This is a genomic window from Paenibacillus radicis (ex Xue et al. 2023) (assembly GCF_024722015.1).
Taxonomy (GTDB): Bacteria; Bacillota; Bacilli; order Paenibacillales; family NBRC-103111; genus Paenibacillus_S.
The window spans coordinates 1-20007 of the sequence record NZ_JANQBD010000057.1; the positions used below are offsets into that span (position 1 = coordinate 1).

The 20007-nt window shown below is 46.8% G+C and carries 16 protein-coding genes and 2 rRNA genes; 14 read left to right on the forward strand and 4 right to left on the reverse strand.

Going from position 1 to position 20007, the window contains the following annotated elements; genetic code table 11:
* The 8 genes from NV381_RS37305 to murQ form a co-directional block, all read left to right on the forward strand.
* Positions 1-173, forward strand: a 23S ribosomal RNA gene (locus tag NV381_RS37305); the annotation flags it as partial.
* Between the two features lie 93 nt (positions 174-266).
* Positions 267-383 (forward strand): 5S ribosomal RNA (gene rrf / locus NV381_RS37310).
* A gap of 187 nt (positions 384-570) precedes the next feature.
* A complete protein-coding gene (locus NV381_RS37315; protein ID WP_258218324.1) occupies positions 571-1431 on the forward strand; it encodes a MurR/RpiR family transcriptional regulator in 861 nt (286 codons plus the stop codon).
* Positions 1432-1615: 184 nt separating this feature from the next.
* Positions 1616-2932: an ABC transporter substrate-binding protein gene (locus NV381_RS37320; RefSeq protein ID WP_258218325.1), complete on the forward strand. Its 1317-nt coding sequence runs from the start codon at positions 1616-1618 to the stop codon at positions 2930-2932.
* 36 nt (positions 2933-2968) lie between these two features.
* Entirely contained in the window at positions 2969-3925 is a 957-nt protein-coding gene (locus NV381_RS37325) for a carbohydrate ABC transporter permease (protein ID WP_258218326.1), read from the forward strand.
* Between the two features lie 41 nt (positions 3926-3966).
* Positions 3967-4767, forward strand: a complete 801-nt coding sequence (locus tag NV381_RS37330) for a carbohydrate ABC transporter permease (RefSeq protein WP_258218339.1) — start codon at positions 3967-3969, stop codon at positions 4765-4767.
* Positions 4754-5860 carry an N-acetylglucosamine kinase gene (locus tag NV381_RS37335; protein ID WP_258218327.1) on the forward strand — a complete coding sequence of 369 codons (1107 nt, stop codon included), beginning with the start codon at positions 4754-4756 and terminating at the stop codon, positions 5858-5860. The genes NV381_RS37330 and NV381_RS37335 overlap by 14 nt, the downstream gene beginning before the upstream one ends.
* Positions 5861-6778 (forward strand): N-acetylmuramic acid 6-phosphate etherase, encoded by a 918-nt coding sequence (gene murQ, locus NV381_RS37340; RefSeq protein WP_258218328.1) that lies wholly within the window; start codon positions 5861-5863, stop codon positions 6776-6778.
* Between the two features lie 723 nt (positions 6779-7501).
* On the opposite strand, the gene nagA is transcribed toward murQ, so the two are convergent.
* The 4 genes from nagA to NV381_RS37360 all read right to left on the reverse strand — a co-directional run bounded on the left by nagA (position 7502) and on the right by NV381_RS37360 (position 11404).
* The gene (gene nagA / locus NV381_RS37345) at positions 7502-8692 is read right to left on the reverse strand and encodes an N-acetylglucosamine-6-phosphate deacetylase (protein WP_258218329.1); all 1191 of its coding nucleotides are present in this window, start codon (positions 8690-8692) and stop codon (positions 7502-7504) included.
* Positions 8689-9417 carry a glucosamine-6-phosphate deaminase gene (gene nagB / locus NV381_RS37350; protein WP_258218330.1) on the reverse strand — a complete coding sequence of 243 codons (729 nt, stop codon included), beginning with the start codon at positions 9415-9417 and terminating at the stop codon, positions 8689-8691. The genes nagA and nagB overlap by 4 nt, the downstream gene beginning before the upstream one ends.
* Positions 9418-9469: 52 nt before the next feature.
* The gene (locus NV381_RS37355; protein ID WP_258218331.1) at positions 9470-10312 is read right to left on the reverse strand and encodes a MurR/RpiR family transcriptional regulator; all 843 of its coding nucleotides are present in this window, start codon (positions 10310-10312) and stop codon (positions 9470-9472) included.
* Between the two features lie 192 nt (positions 10313-10504).
* Complete coding sequence (locus NV381_RS37360; RefSeq protein WP_258218332.1) at positions 10505-11404, reverse strand: AraC family transcriptional regulator; 900 nt, start codon at positions 11402-11404, stop codon at positions 10505-10507.
* 203 nt (positions 11405-11607) lie between these two features.
* Between NV381_RS37360 and NV381_RS37365 the strand changes: the two genes are divergently transcribed.
* The 6 genes from NV381_RS37365 to NV381_RS37390 all read left to right on the forward strand — a co-directional run bounded on the left by NV381_RS37365 (position 11608) and on the right by NV381_RS37390 (position 19483).
* On the forward strand, positions 11608-13476 hold the full coding sequence (locus NV381_RS37365; protein ID WP_258218333.1) for an ADP-ribosylglycohydrolase family protein: 1869 nt from the start codon (positions 11608-11610) through the stop codon (positions 13474-13476).
* Between the two features lie 58 nt (positions 13477-13534).
* Positions 13535-14878 (forward strand): ABC transporter substrate-binding protein, encoded by a 1344-nt coding sequence (locus NV381_RS37370; protein ID WP_258218334.1) that lies wholly within the window; start codon positions 13535-13537, stop codon positions 14876-14878.
* A gap of 76 nt (positions 14879-14954) precedes the next feature.
* Positions 14955-15824 carry a carbohydrate ABC transporter permease gene (locus NV381_RS37375; protein WP_258218335.1) on the forward strand — a complete coding sequence of 290 codons (870 nt, stop codon included), beginning with the start codon at positions 14955-14957 and terminating at the stop codon, positions 15822-15824.
* 57 nt (positions 15825-15881) lie between these two features.
* The gene (locus NV381_RS37380; protein WP_258218336.1) at positions 15882-16670 is read left to right on the forward strand and encodes a carbohydrate ABC transporter permease; all 789 of its coding nucleotides are present in this window, start codon (positions 15882-15884) and stop codon (positions 16668-16670) included.
* Between the two features lie 40 nt (positions 16671-16710).
* Entirely contained in the window at positions 16711-18639 is a 1929-nt protein-coding gene (locus NV381_RS37385) for an ADP-ribosylglycohydrolase family protein (RefSeq protein WP_258218337.1), read from the forward strand.
* Positions 18640-18655: 16 nt separating this feature from the next.
* On the forward strand, positions 18656-19483 hold the full coding sequence (locus tag NV381_RS37390; RefSeq protein ID WP_258218338.1) for an amidohydrolase family protein: 828 nt from the start codon (positions 18656-18658) through the stop codon (positions 19481-19483).
* Positions 19484-20007 lie beyond the last annotated feature (524 nt).

The following is a 20007-nucleotide window of genomic DNA, read 5'->3' on the forward strand; positions in this document are numbered from 1 at the left end:
ATAGCTACGTACGGAAGGGATAAGCGCTGAAAGCATCTAAGCGTGAAGCCCCCCTCAAGATGAGATTTCCCAGTATGTAAGACCCCTTGAAGACGACGAGGTTGATAGGTTCGGGGTGGAAGTGCCGCAAGGTATGGAGCTGACGAATACTAATCGGTCGAGGGCTTATCCATAAATATCTGCGATGTGTAACATCGTCAGAACAAAGCGTTGCTCGACGCTGCTTGTTTCGGATCTAGTTTTCAAGGAATAAACCTTGATATTCGTTTGGTGATGATGGCGGAGGGGAACCACGCGTTCCCATCTCGAACACGACCGTTAAGCCCTCCAGCGCCAATGGTACTTAGACCGCAGGGTCTTGGGAGAGTAGGACGTTGCCAAGCAAATTAAAGAAGCAGTCGATCTTATACAGATCGACTGTTTTTTTGTATTTAAGTAAATTTACTTCGATATGGACATTGAATGGAAATATTGTTTCACAAATGTATTTACAAAATGAAATATTATTTTATAATAAGATTAAGAAGTCGGAGTAAATTATTTCAAGAAGAGAGAGAAAGTGGGTGTTGTATGATTAATGGTGGGCTCGTCAGCATCCAGGAAGCACTCCATAGCTTAAAGCCGACAGAACGCAAGGTTGCCCAGTACATACTGGAGCATCCCGAGAAGGTAATGAATGCGTCGGTACAGAAGCTTTCAGAGCTTGCCGGGGTTAGCGAAGCGACAATTGTACGGTTAGCACGTTCTCTTCATCTGAAGGGATTTCAAGAGCTTAAGCTGCGTATCGCAGGAGACCTGGCTAAATCTTCTCACAACATAACGAAATCATATCAGGAAATTCAAATTGACGGCTCGATCCCCGCGTTAATTCAATCGGTTTCACACAACAATGTTTTATCGATCCAAGATACCATGTCGGTGCTTTCGGAGCAAGATGTTGAAAAAGCAATTGATTGCTTAAGCAAAGCTAGAAGGGTTTATGTGTTCGGCGTTGGCGCTTCCTCAGTTATTGCGCAGGATTTCAAGCAAAAGCTATCCCGAATTAACAGATGGTGCGAAGCGGCGCCTGATTTTGACTCTCAAGCAACACTCGCTGCTAACATGACGGATGAGGATGTAGCTTTTGGCATCTCTTATTCAGGACAAACGGAAAATATTATTCAAACGCTCAAAATCGCCAAAGAAAGCGGAGCAACCATCATTTCATTAACGAAATTTGGGAGCAATCCCGTTGAGGAAGCTGCTGACATTCGATTATTCACAAGCTCTTTGGAGCAAAGCATTAGAAGTGGTGCGATGGCGTCGCGGATAGCGCAGTTGAATGTTATTGATATTTTGTACGTGGGAATCGCGAGCCGCACTTATGAAGAAAGCATTATGGCTTTAGATAAAACCCGCAATGCAGTAAAGGGCTCCAAACGAAATAGCTAAGGCTGTTAATTGATCGGGGTACAGGACATACAAGTGCCCGCCGACTCCTAAGGCTGTACTAAATGTCGGACGCTTAGAAAATCAAGCTATTTATTCCTCATTGATGAGGTCTAAATATATAGTAAAAAAGCAAGCGCTTACAAGTTTGATTATGCTAGCAAAACTCTAAGGAGGGTCAACGAGTATGAAACGTTTGGTTCAACTTTCTCTGGTATCGGCAGTAGCAATGAGTATGGTAGTAGGATGCAGTAAAACCGACCAACCAAGTCCACAAGGGACAGCACCGGCACCAGCGGCGCCTAAAGATACCAAAGCGGTAGAGCAGCCGCAGCAAAAGGTGAAGCTGACAATGGGCAGTTGGAGGACCGAGGATAAGGAAGCTTACGAGAAAATTATTAAAGAGTACCAGAAGAAAAATCCTAACGTGGAAATCGAATTCAAACCAACTAAAAACACCGAGTACAATACGGTATTAAATACGGCTCTGCAAACCGGCGGCGGTCCCGATATTATTCATCTTCGTCCGTATGCTGCGGGTATTGCTTTGGCGGATGCCGGCTACCTGGAGCCGTTGGATTCAATAAAGGGCTTGGAGGTATTGTCCAAGGAAACGTTGTCTGCAGCAACTGGGAAAGATGGTAAAGTCTACGGTGTGCCGACGGTATTTAGCTCAACGCAAATTTTTTACAATAAAAAGCTGTTCAAAAAGTTTAACATCCAAGAGCCCAAAACTTGGGATGAGCTGACAAAAGCGGCAGATACGCTGAAGCAAAATAAAATTGCTCCTTTTGCTTTTGGCTCCAAGGAAGGCTGGATTATTTCCCTTACACACGGGGCGCTCGGACCTGCAAGTTATGGAGGCAGCGACTTCGTTAAAAAGATAACCGCAGGTCAGACTAATTTTAAAAGCAAAGAGTTCGTAGAATCTCTGAAAGTGATGCAGGGGCTTGCGAAATATTTTCCGGATAACTACGTTGGTCTTTCTATGGATGATATGCGTAACCTATTTGTAACGGAGCAGGCTGGTATGATGGTGATGGGTGACTGGGAAATAGCTGTAATGAAAAAGATGAACCCCGATTTGGATATGGATTTGTTCCCGATTCCTGGGGCTGCAGCAGATAAGGCTTCTGTAACGACATGGGTGGATGGTTCTTTCTCGGTTAATTCCAAGTCAGCTAACAAGAAGGAAGCTTTGAAATTCGTTGAATATATGACGACGAAGGAGTTTGGCACACTGGTTGCCAATGAACTAAAGAAGCCTAGCACCATCCCTGGCATTGAGTCGAATGATGCGATGGTAACGAAAATTGCAAAACTAGCAAACAGCATTTCTACTCCTTATATGTTCGTAGTGCATTTCAGTGCAGGCAACCCGACCACTAAAGTCACATTGGAAACAGCCATGCAAGGAATGTACTTAGGCAAGCAGACACCTGAGCAGGTAGCTGAGGAAGTTCAGAAGAGCGCTGATACATGGTTTAAACCGGTAGCCAAATAAAGCGGAATTAGCTTAGAAAAAAGGCGGCGAGGTATAATGAGTGAGGTTAATGTACAGATCCATGCATCCAATCACAAGCAGAATAAATTCAACTGGAGAAAAGGGTTTATTCATCTGTTCCCGCTTCCTGCCCTCGCCGTTTATACGCTATTTATCGTATATCCTATCCTTGCGGCATTCAGTTACAGCTTGTTTGATTGGAAGGGATTGCAGAAGGGTGCCTTTATCGGGATCGGCAACTTTGTAAAGCTGTTTACGACAGAGCCGTTTAATGAGCTGTTTTGGAATGCCTTTTGGCATAATTGGTACTACTTCATATTAGAGATGATTGTGCAAAATGGAATAGCCTTTATTTTGGCCTATGTCATATTTTCCAAGGTGAAGGGCGCAGAATTGTTTAAAATGGCTTATTTTTTGCCGCGGCTCCTGTCCGTTATCGTTGTAGGATTTTTATGGAAGCTGATGCTTAATCCGAACTTCGGTGCGGTAAATGTGATCCTGAAGCAAGTCGGGCTTGGTGATTGGGCTCGTCCATGGTTAGGGGAACCGGCTACGGCTCTGACGGCTATTATTTTGGCGAACTGCTGGTTCGGGATAGGGTTCTCTGTGTTGATCTTACTTGCGGGTTTGCAATCGATATCCCAGGAAGTGATTGAAGCGGCACGGATGGACGGTGTGAAGGGCCTTCGTATGATCCGTTCCATTATTATGCCAATGATGGTGCAGTCGCTGATTATTATTACTGTGTTTACGTTTGTCCATGCCTTTGAAGCTTTTGAATTGATTTATGCTATGCAAGGTTCGCAGGGTGAGCCGTATCATGCAACGGACACATTGGCCGTCTTTTTCTACCGGACTGCGTTCGGAGGATCAAGTGGAGATGGCGTGGCTATTGGCTTAGGCTCAGCGTTGGCCGTTACATTGTTCTTCATTATTGCAGCATTGTCCGCGATGTTTATGGCATTTGTGAAAAAACGGGATATGGAGTATTAGAAGGGAGAGGATTGCTTGTGAGAGAACATAAGGGATTGCGCATGGGACAATACGTTATCGCGTATTTGTTCGCTGTCATCAGCCTCTACCCGATTTTTCTAATGCTGCTGTCGTCATTGAAAACGAATATTGAGATATTTAAAAACCCGATGGCTCTTCCAAAAATATGGAGTCTCGCCGCGTACCGTAAGCTTTTGGACCAGCTGCCCTATTTCGATTACTTTGGGAACAGTGTCATGGTAAGCGTAATTTCGGTGGCACTTATCCTTGTTTTTGGCTCGTTGGCATCGTTTTATATCGCAAGGTATAACTTTAAATGGAATTCCGCATTGTTCTTTTTTTTCCTTCTTGGGATGATGATTCCTATTAAGCTGGGGATTGTTCCGTTGTTCATGCTGATGAAAACCTTTGGTGTGTTAAATTCAAGCCTTTCCTTGATTATGGTGTATGTGGCGATCGGGATTCCGCTGTCGGTGTTGATTTTGACCGGATTTTTTCGGACCTTGCCCAAGGAATTAGAAGAGGCTGCCAAAATTGACGGCTGCTCGGATCTGAGGGTGCTGCTTAGTATTATCACTCCTTTGATGCGTCCGGCGCTTGGTACGGTAATGATTATGAATTTTATTACGGTTTGGAATGATTTTTTCTTTCCCTTGATTTTTATTCAGGATGAGGCCAAAAAGACAATTCCAGTAGGGATGCTCACTTTATTCAGCGAGTATTCGACGGATTGGAGCGTGCTGTTCGCGGGTTTGACACTGTCTTCGCTTCCGATGATTATTTTGTTCGCGGTGGCTTCCAAACAGTTTATGGAAGGGATGACCGCCGGTGCTGTTAAATAGGGTTGGGTTGGAGCAGGAGCAAGGGCAGGAGCAAGGGCGAGAGCAAGGGCTGGAGCAAGGGCAGGAGCAGGAGCAAGAACGTGAAGTTTTAAAGCGGCAGAGGTTTATCGGTGTGGATGGTGGCGGGACAAAGACGGTTTGCATTATCGGTGACGGTTGCGGGAATGTTTTGGCGGTATGCAGCGGAGATTCTAGCAATATTAAATCAAGACCTTGGGATGAAGTGAAACAAATGCTGTGGACGCTCGTGGAGAGCGCTCTTGAATTATCCAATAGTGATGAATCCCAACTGATTCACGTATACCTTGGTTTAGCAGGGGCGGATAGGCCGGAGGATAAGCAGCAGTTTATTGATTTTTTCGAAGGTAAGTTCAAATCGATAGTCGCTGTTACCGTTCAAAATGATGCTATAACAGCCTTAGCTGCGGGAACATGGGGCGAGGCGGGCATTGTGTTGATATCTGGTACGGGCTCTATCGGATATGGTTACTTACCTGAAATGGATACTTGTGTACGTGTAGGCGGTTGGGGTTATTTGCTCGGTGATGAAGGAAGCGGCTTTGCTATAGGACAAAAAGCGTTGATGGCCGTAATGAAACAGCATGACGGACGTGGCAGATTTACAGCATTAACGAAGCTTGTCTTAAAGGAGTGGTCTTTACCGGACCCTAACCGGATCATTACTCATGTTTACAGCCAATCGAATGTACGCACAGAGGTCGCTACTATTTCGAGGCTGGCTGTTGCAGCAGCAAAAGCAGGTGACGAAGTAGCTTGCGGCATTATCGCTGAGGCGATTGAGCAATTGGGAGAGTTGGCTGTTACCGCAAAATTACGCTTGTCTGAGCTTCAGCCCCATTTCGCAATGGCTGGACTCCCGCTTGTTTTGAGCGGAGGGTTGTTCTCGGATGATTGGTTTATGTCTTTGCTCCAACAGCATGAAGACATTCAAAAAAGCGGGTTAGTAATAAGTCGATTGAGTCTTCCGCCAGTGGCAGGTTGTTACGTGCTTGCGCTTAAGCAGGCTGATGTTGAGATTACAGAATCAGTGAAACAGCGGATTGCGGCATGGGAGACAAGGAGGGAAGCTTAAGTGAAACACATCACAAGTCAACCCATTACAGAGCAAAGTAATGAGCAAACGACAAATTTGGATAAGCTTAGCGTCTCAGAAATTATTGGGATTATGAATGCGGAAGATCAGTCAGTGGCGTTTTCAGTGCAGCAGGCGCTGCCGGATATTAGCGCGGCGGTTAGCGGCATCGTTGAGAGGATGAAACGAGGCGGAAGGCTCTTCTATATTGGCGCGGGAACAAGCGGCAGATTGGGGATACTCGATGCGTCAGAGTGTCCCCCGACCTTTGGCGTAAACCGGGAGCTGGTGACCGGTATCATAGCAGGCGGCGAAGCGGCGATTATGACGGCGATTGAAAATGCCGAAGATGATGCAGACGCTGGAGCAAGAGACATCGAGGCGGTCATTACAGCCGCCGATGTGGTAGTTGGCATAGCCGCGAGCGGCAATACGCCGTATGTGATCGGAGCGATTAACCGGGCGCGAGAGCTCGGCGCGTTGACAGCGAGCGTGTCCTGCAATGGAGGAGCGAGACTGAGCGAGGCGGCGCAGTATGCCATTGAGGTGCCCGTAGGGCCAGAGGTCGTAACCGGATCGACTCGGTTGAAGGCCGGCACGGCAACGAAGATGGTGTTGAACATGATCACGACAACGGTGATGATCAAGCTCGGTAAAGTGTACGGAAACCTGATGGTGAACGTACAGGCTACGAATTTGAAGCTGCGCGACCGCGTCGTGCGCATTGTGCAGGATGCTACCGGAGCTGATCAGGTAGCAGCTGCGGCACATGTGGAGCAAGCTGATGGTGATGCGCGGTTAGCGATTCTGATGATTCGATTTGGCATCGGAAAAGGGAAAGCGTTGGAAGCTTTGCAGCAGAGCAATGATCACTTTGGTGATGCAATAGAGTGGCTAGAGAAGGAAAGCCTGGCTTAGTGTTTTACATCTATTTCATAAGCAAGTGGCTTATGTAACTGAATAAACTATAGTACAAAACAACATCCAAAAGGGATACCGGGTTTATTTCCTGTATTCCTTTTGGATGTTTTTTAAGTGAGCGTGAGAGCAGATGTTCAAAGGCTGCTTTTATTGCAGAGGTGACTAGGATTTTCGAGCGGCTGCTGAGGGGAAGGAGATAGATGGAAATCCTCCCGTTAATTCAGCCTGGATATCGTTTGAAAGCAATATAACTGGAAAAAGTACTGCTAATATAGCTGATATGGATGACTTCAGCTAAAATCCTTGGAATTAGCATGAGAAATTCCAGTTATACGGATAGGAAGGCTATTTATCGGGATAATTAACATGACATTTTCCCGATAAATGTGTGGAGTTTTCCAAGCTGCCATGGAATGCCGCCCGAACCCCGAACCAAGATACCTGAGATTAGCACGTGTTGTATTATCAGCAGAATACAGAGATGAGGCCACTTACTCACCCGAAACTGCTGACTCAATAGGGTTAGCCCTCTTGAGTAAATCCCATAAAGTGTGCAAAAGAACCCTCCCATAAAAATTGCACCCCCTAGAATTTCATCGGATTAACCAAAGGTTATTCCAATGTCTATTCTACGAGGCGCACTCCAACTGAAAGTTGAGGGTTCGTTTGCAACCAGCGAAGAGTGCAGTCCCAAAGTGACTTTTGGGACTGCACTCTTGACTAACGAATGACGCGTCCCTGGATCCAGACGCGTTCAAGCTCGAGCTGCTCATCGAGCAGCAGCACATCGGCTTGTTTGCCAGGCTGCAGCGCGCCAGTGGCCTGATCGATGCCAAGACGGCGCGCAGGGTTGCCGCTCGCCATGCGGCTTGCATGCTCCACGCTGATGCCGGCGTTCTGGACGGCATAGCGGAATGCATCGATCATGGTCAGCGTGCTGCCTGCCAGGCTGTCGCCTTCTTTGAGCCGGGCAACGCCATCTAAGACGACAACGTCGAGGCCGCCGAGCTGATAGTCGCCGTTGCCGAGACCGGCGGCTGAAATAGCGTCGGTGATGAGCAGGAGGTTGTCAGGTCCCTTCAGCTTCGCGAGCAGACCTATGACAGCCGGATGTACGTGATGGCCATCGGCGATAACCTCCGCCATGATGGCAGGGTTGCTCATCACGGCGCCGACGGTGCCGGGCTCACGATGGTGCAGCGCGCGCATCGCGTTGAAGGAATGCACGGCATGGCTTAATCCATGCTCCACCCCGAGCTGTACCTGCTCGTAAGAGGCATTCGTATGGCCAAGTGCGGCGATAATGCCTTTGCTTACCAGCGCTTCGATGTAGGGGAGAGCCCCTTCGTTTTCTGGGGCCAGCGTTTGCATACGAATTAGCTCGGGAAAACGCTGCGTCCAATCCTCCAGCCAGGCAAGCTGTGGTGCTGTAATGTGCTCGGGGTTTTGTGCCCCAGGCCACTTAGCGCTAATAAAGGGGCCTTCGAGATGAACGCCTAGAAGCTGGGCATAAGGCATCGCAGACTCGCGGTAGTGGCTGACTCTGCTTAACACCTTATCGATATCCGACTTCGGTGCTGTAACGGTGGTCGCCAGCATAACAGAAGTTCCGTGCTGAGCATGAAACTTAGTAATGGCATCAAGGCCTGCACTATCGGCATCCATGAAATCATGTCCATAACCTCCGTGCACATGCACATCAATAAAGCTGGGCAGCAGCCAGCCATTACGTCCATCAATTACTTCGGCATGTTCATAAAGTGTAACAGGCGGAACGTTATTGCTATTGTCGCTTAGGCTTCCAATTTCTTCAATAAGCCCATCAACAAGGTGAACCCATCCATGTTCGATCACACCATTTGGAGTAACTACGTTTACATTAAAAATATAGGCTGCCTGTTTCCCGCTCATTGAAATAACCTCCCGGCTTCGGAATCCATAAGTACGACGAGATGAGGATGCGTTTGCAGCAGAGAGGCAGGGCAATCTGTTGTAATAGGACCCGTAAGCGCCCGATGGACGATCTCCGCCTTGTCTTCTCCTTTAACTACGAGCAGGATCATCTTGGCCTTCAAAATGGTGCCTACCCCCATGGTCAAAGCGTGGCTCGGAACCTGCTCCATTGAATCAAAAAAGCGCGCGTTCGCCTTGCGCGTTTCCTCACGCAGCTCAACAATATGGGTTCCGCTAATTAATGCATGATCAGGCTCGTTGAAGCCAATATGCCCATTGTGACCTAGGCCAAGCAGCTGCAGATCGATTTGGCCAGCTTGCTCCAGCAGCTTATCATAGTGAGCGCATTCCGCTTGGGCATCGGCCGCATTTCCATCCGGGATGTGTGCCTGGGCGCGTGGGAGATCAACATGATTGAATAAATGCATGTTCATGTAATTGCGATAGCTCTCCGCATGGTCTTCAGGCAGGCCGACATATTCGTCCAGGTTGAAGGTCGTGGTGTCACGAAAGCGGACGACTCCGCGCTGGTAGCTTTTGACGATTTCTTCGTAGATGCCTATAGGTGTGCCGCCGGTAGCTAGACCAAGAACAGCACGAGGATTTGTTTGAACCAGACCTGTGATGATGCCTGCTCCTGATTCATGAAGCTTGGCGTGCGTGTCAAAAGTTAAAAGATTCATGGTTGTGCTCCTTATTGTTTTTTGCCAGAGCAACTGGCATCGTAATTACCGTTTATCGGTATTTCTTGACCATTTGGAATGAGTTTTCCAGCCGTGGAACCAAGTCGTGAAATTGCTCGCTGATTAAACCGACGAATAAAATATCAATGATATGCAGCTGTGCGATCCGTGAAGCCATGTCTCCGCGGCGCATCCCTTCCTCCAAGGTGGAGGTGAATAAAGAAATATCCGCAAGCGAGGCCAGCTTGTTGCTGCCGAATTTAGTGAGCGATATTGTAGTTGCGCCATTCTCGGATGCACATTTGAGTGCTGCTATGGTTTCGGAGGTTTCACCGGAATATGAAATGCCGATTGCCAGGTCATCCGGAGTTAAATTTGAAGCTGAAGTAACGGCCATATGCGGATCGGAAAAAGTAACGGCACGTTTGCCAATACGAATGAGCTTCTGATAAAAATCCTGGGCTACAAGCCCCGAGGTGGCAACTCCATAAATATCAATTTGTCGAGCTTGCTTCAGAGCATCTATAGCCTTTTCAAGCTGCTTCATGTCGAGAAGGCGGGTTGTATCCGTAATGGACCGCACATGATTGGCTTCCATAGCTTCCACAATTCGGGTGAGCGGGTTGCCTGCCACGATATCCTGATACGATTGCTCGATAGGCTGCTGAGCGAGCTCTGCGGCCAGCTTTACCTTGAACTCCGTATAGCCGGAAAAGTGAAATAACTTGCAGAAACGTGAAATCGTAGCTGTACTGCTGCCGGATTGCTGCGCTAGTTCTGTAATGCCCATTTGCGTGACCTGCTGCGATTGATCCAGAATATAGGCGGCAATTTCTTTCTCCTTGCGATTCATGGTTTCGAGTTGTTCACGGATTGCTGTTAATATTCCTGGCATATTACCCCTCTTAGAAATGAAAATTATTTTCTTGATGAGATAAAACATATGAAAAACATTTGCATCATAGCTCAACTATACAAAATTTGTCTTCTGATATCAACAACTATTGTGCTTGGCAGCAAAAAAACAGGTACCTCCGCTATAATACTGGAGAGTCACCTGCCTGATGTGCTTCTAAAAGTCTCAAGTCTACCGCTGTCTCGAGTTATTTTCCCTATACTTGGACGGTGGCATACCTTCGAGCTGTTTAAATATTTTGCTGAAGTAAAAGGGATCCTCAATCCCTATCTCACGCGCAATTTCTTGGATGGAGAGGCTGCTTTCCACAAGCAGATGCTTGGCTCTTTGGATACGCAGTTGGTGAATGTAGTGGACGATATTCATTCCAGAGTGCTTTTTAAAAACTTGGCTTACATGCTCGTAGCTGCGGTTCATTTTCTTCTCGATGACTTCCTTGGTCAGATCTGTTTGGTAAAAGTCATGGAAAAAGCTTAGCAGCTGCCTGTATATATGGTAGGAACCGGGCAAAGTTATCGTCTGGAAATTTTGTTCAAGGAGGTCTGTTGAGATGATTTCGAGTATTTTGCAAAGATGCTGGGTAAGCCGAAACCGGAAGTAGCCTACCGGGTGCTTCATTTCTTTATCCAGATCTTCGAAATGATTCAGGATTTTGAATCGTTGGCTGGGCTTGAAGCGGCGTGGAATCAGCAGTTGATCGGCATCGCTTGTTGTTGTTGTTCTTAATTCGTTTTTTTCGGCATGTAAAATTTCGTATTCGCTTATCGGTTTTGTCGAGGTGTCTAATTCCTTAAAGGGCGGATCGGGAGAAAACTGAACCCAGAAAAAAGCAGAGGCCCCCTCGGGCTTTCTCCATCCCATATGGCGTTCCCATGGATTCAGCAGAAAGGTTTCTCCGGCTTCCAGAATGAATTTCTCGTTCTCCACCTGCAAATAGACGGGACCTTCCGATACCATGATCAATTGATAGTAAGGATTGTAGTGATAGGTATAAAATGATTCGTTCACATAATATTGCTTGGCCCATTTGACATCGAACACGGACAACCGTGAAGCTGCGTAATATTTCATTTTATCACCCTGATCTCCTCTGTCGAAAAGTGACTTCATAGTAGCATAGATGAATTCCTTTTGTCATGAGGCTTCGTAAACACCTTGACAAGTCTAGGATAAAAGATTTTATAATCTTAAGATCGTCAATGTTCTTTCTTTACTCATATTGGTAAATTGTTGTTGGGTAAACAAAAACAATCAAATGCCATGGAGGATGAAGGATGGGAATCAGCAAGCTAAACGAGAAAGAGTATTACCGGAAGATATACGGAGGGTGGTTAGGGAAAAATATAGGCGGTACATTGGGCTATCCCGTTGAAGGAAAGATGGAACTGCTCGATTTGACGTATTATCCTGAATTGTCTGAGGGGCCATTGCCTAATGATGATTTGGATCTGCAAATTGTTTGGCTGCATGCTCTGGAGCAATATGGCGCCCGCCTGACTGCAGCAGAGCTTGGACAAGAATGGATGGAGCATGTATTTTTTCCGTTTGATGAATATGGTTACGGCCTGGCGAATTTGCGCAGAGGACTCATTCCTCCTGTAGCAGGCTGGTTTAACAATCCTTTTGCAGATTGCATGGGTTCACCTATCCGCTCGGAGATCTGGGCGATGATTGCCCCTGGTTGTCCAGGCGTTGCCGCTTATTATGCGTATCAGGATGCGATTGTCGATCATGCCGGAGGTGAGGGTGTATACGGAGAGATGTTTTTTGCGGCCATTGAAAGCGCTGCCTTTTTCGAGTCAGACCGTGACCGGCTCATTCAAATCGGCTTAACCTACATTCCGGAGGAATGCCGTACGGCGAGGGCGGTGAACGCATTGCTGGGGTGGCATAAAGAAGGGAGAACGTGGACAGAAGCGAGAGAGCTGATCTTGGAGCATCATGGACATCCGAATTTTACGGATGCTCCGCAAAACATTGCTTTCACCTTGTTAGGCTGGCTGTATGGGGAAGATTTTGGCGACGCTATCTTGAAAGCGGTCAATTGCGGATATGATACCGATTGTACAGGAGCGACACTTGGAGCTATTCTTGGGATTATACTTGGACCCGAGAAGCTGCCTGAACGCTGGTTAAAGCCGGTCGGCGACCGGATAGCTGTTAATGCACCGATCAAAGGGTTCCCGATTCCGGAAACGCTGGATCAGCTCACGTCGCGAACTTTGAATATAGGTAAGGAAGTGGCGGCAGTATGGAATATTCCCGTTGAATTCGGGCAGGAGAAATCGACAACGGAGCTCCAGCCTGAGTTGCTCGAATTTTATGATCCACGTTGGCTTTGGAAGTATAGCTTTCAATCGAATCGGTATTTATTGCCGAAAGGTACGAAAAACAATATAGGTCTTGAGCTAATCATAGATTACGGGAATCAGGGACCTTCCATAGGGAAGAGGCAAAGCAAGGATATCGCAGTAACTTTAATCAACCGCTCGATGGAAGCTTGGGAAGGATGGCTAAAGCTTGCTGTGCCTGAAGGCTGGCGCGGGCTCACGGAGGAGAAGCTCGATCTTAAGCCGAATCAAGAAATGTCATGGACGCTGCAAGTAACGGCGAACGAGGAAATGAAAGCCTATTATCCGCTGCAGCTTGAAGTCGTGCGCTGTCATGATAATCAATTCTGGAACTCGGAAACCGTTCCGTTCTATTTGGTCAGCGCCACGCATTGGAAATTAAGCGGACCTGACAACGATGAATGGCAAGAGGTGATTATACCGGGCAACCGAATCGACTTTGCCGAAGCGTTACAGACATCAGAGGCCGGCTTGTATCGGGCGTCAACAACGCTGCATAATCCCGAAAGCAAGCAAATCAGACTAATCACGGCAACGGCAAGTCCGGTAAAAGCTTATTTGAATGGAAAACTGATCATTAACGATGATAGTGAAACAGACTGCATGCCTGCCTTTCATCGTGCATTACCCTCCAAGCTGGCGGAAATTAAGCTGCCTGCCGGTGAGCATCTGCTTGAAATCGAAGCGGTGAAGGGGGATGGCCCTCTGGAGCTTTACGTGCTGCCCGCAGCTGTCAAAAATACAAAAACACCGGGTCCTTTTTACTTCTATACGGATGTTTTGTTTACTTAATAGCTTCGGATGTTTTATATATCTGGATTGTTGATCGAAGAAAAGGGGAGCGATAATTTTGAAGAAAAGATCAATCGGTATTTTAACGTCTTTAACATTAATAACCTCTGCATTGCTGTCAGCTTGCGGAGGAAACGAGGCAGCGCCCGGCACGAACGCCAACAATCCATCTGCTAAAACGGCGGGTCCCGTCACATTGAATTGGTGGTCCTGGAATCCGGATGAAAACAAAGCGAAAACCTATGTGGACGCATTTAATGCTTCCCAAACCGAAATCAAGGTGAATTACAAGCGCTATGAATTTACAGATTACGTAAAAACGCTGAAGCTGGCGATGATTTCAGTAGATGAAGTAGATATCTTCGGCTTGCAGGCAGGGGCGATGATCAAGGAATATAGTGAATTTACGGAGGATCTGGCGCCTTATGCCAAGAAAGAATGGGGGAATGATTGGCAAAGCCGGTTTTATGACCTGGGCTTAAAGCAGTTGATGTCCGGGGAAAAGGCTCCTGCGCTTCCTTGGTTTGTCTCTGCTGCAGGCTATCTGTTTTACAACAACACGATTATGGAAAAGGAAGGGCTTCAGCCTCCAAAAACCTATGCGGAATGGATTGATGTAAGCAAAAAGCTGCAGGCAAAAGGAATTACGCCTTATATTCAGGGTGGCAAGGATGCTTGGCAAAACCTCGATATGTTCATTGCTCTATCCAACGAATTCGATCCCGGTAAAATCTACGCAGCCGAAGAAGGCAAAGCGAAGTGGACGGAACCCGGCCTTGTCAAAGCGGCATCGGTGTGGAAGGAAATGTTTGAGAACGGAATTATGCAGAAAGGCGCTCTAGGCAGCGGCTTCTACCCGGATGCGTATGATAAATTCAACAAAGGTGAGGCGGCTATGACGCTGCTCGGAACCTGGAATGACAATCGGATGACCAAAACTATTCTGCAAACGCATCGGCAGAAATACGGTGTCACGGTTGATTATGAATTTATACCTGCGCCGTTTCCTGATATGAACGGAGACGGAAAGCCTGGCAAGCTCTTCGGGGGTCCGGACGTTGCCCTGGCGATAAATAAAAACAGCAAAAAGAAGGATGCTGCTTGGAAATTTATGAAATGGCTGGAGTCTGAAGATGGACAGAAGATTAACGCTAAATATTTGATGATGCCGGCGATTAAAGGGATAGATGTTGATGACAGCGATGTCCTTACACAAAGGCAGAAGGATAACATGAAACAGCAAATGAAGGATTTGGAAAACAGCTTGGGCAGGAGAGAGCTGATTTATCCGGAAGTGAAATCAGCGCTTGGAGATGCTCTGCAGATGATCGCTACCGGCAAAACTTCGCCTGAAGATGGAATGAAATACGTACAGGCAGCCTCGGAGAAAACAAGCCGTTAACCGGTTTACTCTCGCATAAATCCGCTTTAGGGCGGATTTTTGTGAGAAACAGTATGTTGTAGGGGGATTTGACAAGATGAATCTAAAGCTGCACCGAAGGATAAATGTTTTGTATGTACTGCCGATTTTTTTGTTTCTGGGCGTGTTTATTTACTATTCTTTATTCGATACCTTTATCACAAGCTTGTACAAATGGAACGGAATCAGCAAAGACAAGACATTTATCGGATTAGACAATTACGTACAGTTATTCACAGATCCGATTTTTTATCAGGCTATCCGCAATACGTTTGTATATATGGTTCTAACCATTGTAGTCCAAATGCTTCTTGGACTTTTTATCGCGCTGCTGTTGAAAACGAATGTAAAGCTGAAAGCTTTATATAAAATTGTTTTTTTCCTGCCCGTAGTTTTATCCCATTCGGTTGTATCTTATGTGTTCAGACATATATACGATGCAAATGACGGGAGTCTTAACCGTGCTTTGGAGGCGATAGGCTTTGACGCTTTGGCGTTGTCTTGGCTGGCTGATCCCGATATTGCGCTTTATTCGATCATCGTCATTAATATATGGGCTTGGACGGGATTCAGCTTTGTCATGTATTACGCCGCATTGACTTTAATCGACAAGGAGCTGTATGAAGCAGCCAAAATCGATGGGGCAAGCCCGTTCCGTACTATAGTCAGCATTACGTTTCCGCTGCTGCGGTCGACTCATTTTTCGTTGATCATTCTTGGCGTTATAGGCTCTTTAAAGCAATTTGATTACGTATTTCTAACAACAGGCGGCGGTCCGGGCAGGTCAACGGAATTGCTGTCCACGTACATATATAAAAAGGCCATATTGGAGTATAATGCGGGCTATTCGTCAGCGATGGCTGTCATTTTGTTAGTGCTTGCCTTACTCATAACCGTCATCCAATTACGTGCTTACCGCAATCGTTAGTACCGTTTACTTACTTACATGCTGGTTTCACTAAAGTGAAATTATTAGGAGGAACATATGTTAACGGATTCCAGTAAAAAAACAACGATTATCTCACAGCTGATCCTGACTGTCCTTGCTGTTGTATTCGCTATCCCGTTGATCATCATGCTCATGGTTTCTTTTCAAGGCGAGGGGATTGGCAATTACATAGCTGTATTGACGCATCCCGCGATACCGCGCTTTTTTCTGAACAGCTTGATTGTTTCCGTATGCACCATCGTTCTTGTTTTTTGCATCACATTGCTTGCTGCTTATGCTTTCTCCAAACTGGAGCTTCCGGCCAAAGGAGCGCTGTTCAATCTCATCTTGATGGGTTTGATGATCCCTTCGGTTGCCTTGATTGTGCCCTTGTTCCTCATTGTAAAAAACTTAGGCCTGTTTAACAATTATTTCTCGTTGATTGGTCCTATCTGTGCATTTACGCTGCCGTTTACGCTTCTGCTCTCCAAAAATTTCATGGATGATTTGCCGAACCAGCTGCTGGATGCCGCGCGGATCGACGGCTGCGGATCTTTTAAAGCGTTGTTGTTTATCATTGCGCCTTTATGCAAACCGATGTCCGTGGTTGTTATCATTTGGGGATTTCTCAACTCGTGGAATGAATACTTTCTGGCGCTTGTTTTTATGAGAAAAGAATCGATGCAGACCATAACACAGGCACCACAATTTTTCACGGACACCTACTCGTCGGATACAGGCAAAATTTTTGCTGCGCTCGTATTGATCAGTATCCCGGTTGTTGTCCTTTATTTGAGCTTGCAGAAATATTTCGAGGACGGGATGACTACAGGTTCTATTAAATAAGAAAAGCTATTCTTAAATCAGAAAGCGGGGATAACATTACATGAGAACGATTAGCTATGATACCTACTATGACAAAGTATATGGGGGTTGGATTGGCAAATGTATCGGCGGAAATATTGGCGCCTGCGTGGAGAATAACAAATATTTGATGGATTTGCAGGAGGAGGAGGTGTTTCCAGAGGAAATACCTCCTAACGACGATTTGGACCTCCAGCTGCTGTGGCTGCAAGTATTGGAGCATACTGGGGTACACCTAACCGGAAAGGATTTAGCAGAGGCATGGCTTCAATATTGCTGGTATCCGTTCAACGAGTACGGCTATTTTTTGCATAATTATCAAAGGTATATTCATCCTCCGGTTTCCGGCTCGTTTAACAACCATTATTTCGCAGAGTCGATGGGCTCGCCTATTCGCTCGGAAATATGGGGAATGATCTCGGTAGGCAATGCGGAGTTGGCCAAAGCTTATGCTTACGAGGATGCGACGCTCGATCATGAGAAGGAATCCGTCTGGGGTGAGCAGATGCTGGCGGCTATGGAAGCGGAAGCTTTCTTCGAGGATAATATGGACCGCCTCATTGAAGCGGGGCTTACGCATATTCCTTCTGACAGCAGGCTTTACCGATGCATCAGGTACATTCAACGGCTGCATAATGAGCAAGTGGAATGGACAACAGCAAGGCAGCGGATGCTTGAGCAGTTCGGACATCCGGACGCTTCCAAAGCGGTGCAAAACATAGGAATTACCGTGCTTGCTCTCTTGTACGGCGAGGGTGATTTTGCCCAAACGCAGATGATCAGTCTCAACTGCGGCTATGATACGGATTGCACCTGCGCGACGGCAGGGGCCATTTTCGGTATTATGCACGGGGCGTCGCAGCTGCCTGAGCTGTGGAAAAGCCAAGCGAAAGACACGTTTACCGTAGGCATTGATGTCGTAAGGCCTTCATCGCTTATTTCTGATTTGGCGACAGATACATGTCGGGTTGGCGTTGCCCTGACGCGCTCCTTAAATTCCGCAGTGTCCATACAGGATGTCCCTGCCGACCTTGGGGTTGAACGAATACCTGTTGCAAGAAAGCACAAAGAAATCACTATCGATGTTGATTATTTAGGAGTGCCTGCCGTTGGCTTCGGGGAAACCAAGCAAGTAGCCTTGACTGTTACTAATAATACGGATGGGACTACACGCGGGAAATTGCTGTTGTCTGTTCCCGAGGGATTTGAGATTAGCCCGCAGGAGGTTCAGCTTACTATTGGCGCAGGAGATAGCTTCGTACAGGCGGTGTACATCCATGTTCCGGAAACGGAGAAAGTCATTCCCGCTGGAATTACGGTTAACGCCGTTTATGAATCCGGTGGAAGGGAGGCTGGGAGAGCACAATTCGGCCTGGCAGGCTCGCAATCGTATTATGTGATGGGGCCTTTCTGGGATTTGTACGATACGAAGGAGCATGATAGCTGTCCGTTCTACGATCCTGTCCACAATAGAAAATCGCGTCCGAGAGGTCCGGCGAGCTTTAACAATTATGTAAACCTGGAGAAGGCTTATATAAATGAAGCTTCTTTTGAACAACTGCCGGCAGGAGGAGCTCGTTTTAATTCCCCAGAGCACAAAGTCAACCTTGAGGATTGGTTCGGTATGGAGGGTCCGGCTTGCTTTTATCTGATTCAAGATATCGATTCATTGGAAGAACTGGATGTCAGAATCATGATAGGGAATAATAACGGGTTTAAATTATGGGTTAATGATGAACTTGCTGCACAAAGCAGTGAAGCTTGCTTCTGGATGCCGTATAATCATGATATTCCGGTTCGTTTGCGCCAGGGAAGAAACCGGATTGTTTCGAAGCTGGTCCGCGTAGGAGAGAAGCTGGATTACAGCTTCGGCATTGCGGAATCGGTGCCGCACAGTCCGAGACATTTCAGCTGGGTTAACGGCTTGAGCAGTATCGTAATTACCCCTTAAGGAGGTGGAGTACCCGATGCGTATTGATGCCCATCAGCACTATTGGATAACAGAGCGCGGAGATTACGGGTGGTTAACGCCGGATAAAGGCATTTTATTTGCTGATTATTTGCCTGAGCAGTTGGATGAACAGCTGCAGCGTTATGGATTTGAGCGTACGATTGTTGTGCAGGCGGCGCCGACGATGGAAGAGACGGAGTTCATGCTTTCCTTATATGAGAAGTATGACAGCATAGCTGGAGTTGTCGGATGGCTTGACCTGGATTCGCCTGATTTTGCGAATCATTATACAAGGTTCCGCAAGCATAAAGGTTTTGTCGGCTTTCGGCCGATGATTCAGGACCTGCCTGATCCGTGGATTTTACGAAAGACGGTTATGGATAATTTGCAGCTCGTTGTGAAAGATGAGTTTCCGATCGATTTGCAGTTAAGGCCACGTCATCTTCCCTATATGCTGGAAGCTCTCCAAGCTTACCCTACTTTGACAGCGGTAGTGGATCATGCGGCTAAGCCATTTATAGCAGAAGGTATTCTGGAGCCTTGGAAACCCCATATGACAGAGCTTGCTGCTTACCCGAATGTGATGTGCAAGCTATCCGGTCTGGTTACCGAAGCGGATCAAGCGGGGTGGAAGCATGAGGATCTGGCTCCCTATGTGGAGCATGTAGTCCAAGTGTTCGGTACACAACGCATCATGTTTGGAAGCGATTGGCCGGTATGCTTGACCACCTGCAGCTACGGTGAGGTGTATGAGGCTTTACAGAAGGCTCTGCCGAGGGAGCTTTCAGCGGAAGAGGATGAGGCCATTTATGGTGGCAACGCAAGCAGGTTTTATAAGCTTTAAACTAGTTGGAGCTTAGTCAAAAAAACGCCAAACCTCTGCTCTTGAGGCTTGGCGTTTTTCTTAAGAAATTAGGGTTAGCTGGAATGATTTTGGTGAGAACTCGAGAAGCAGCGCGTAGTTTCAACAAGTCGTCAGGCGGGGGGAACAGGGATGCGCTATTTGGATATGCACACGTAAACATTCAAGTGAAACGGAAGTACGATCACTTATTTGCTTGAAATAAGGGCAATTCGGCAGCTTATAGACGAAATAACGGATCGTAGTTCCGTGGAATGATGAATTCGAAGGAATGTAAGACAAATAGAGGAATGACGTTCCGTAAGAGGAAATTATGAGCTAGAGGGTTGCACATGCACACAAGAAAACCGCCAGGAAACAATTTTCCCTGACGGTTTTCTTTAAGGGTACACCAAGGACGCCGCAAGGCGTTTTTCTTAAGATAATAGAAAGTATAAATTTTTGGAGTTCCCCCACATTCAAAATATTGATAAATTAGTGATATGAAACAGGACATCTTACATCGG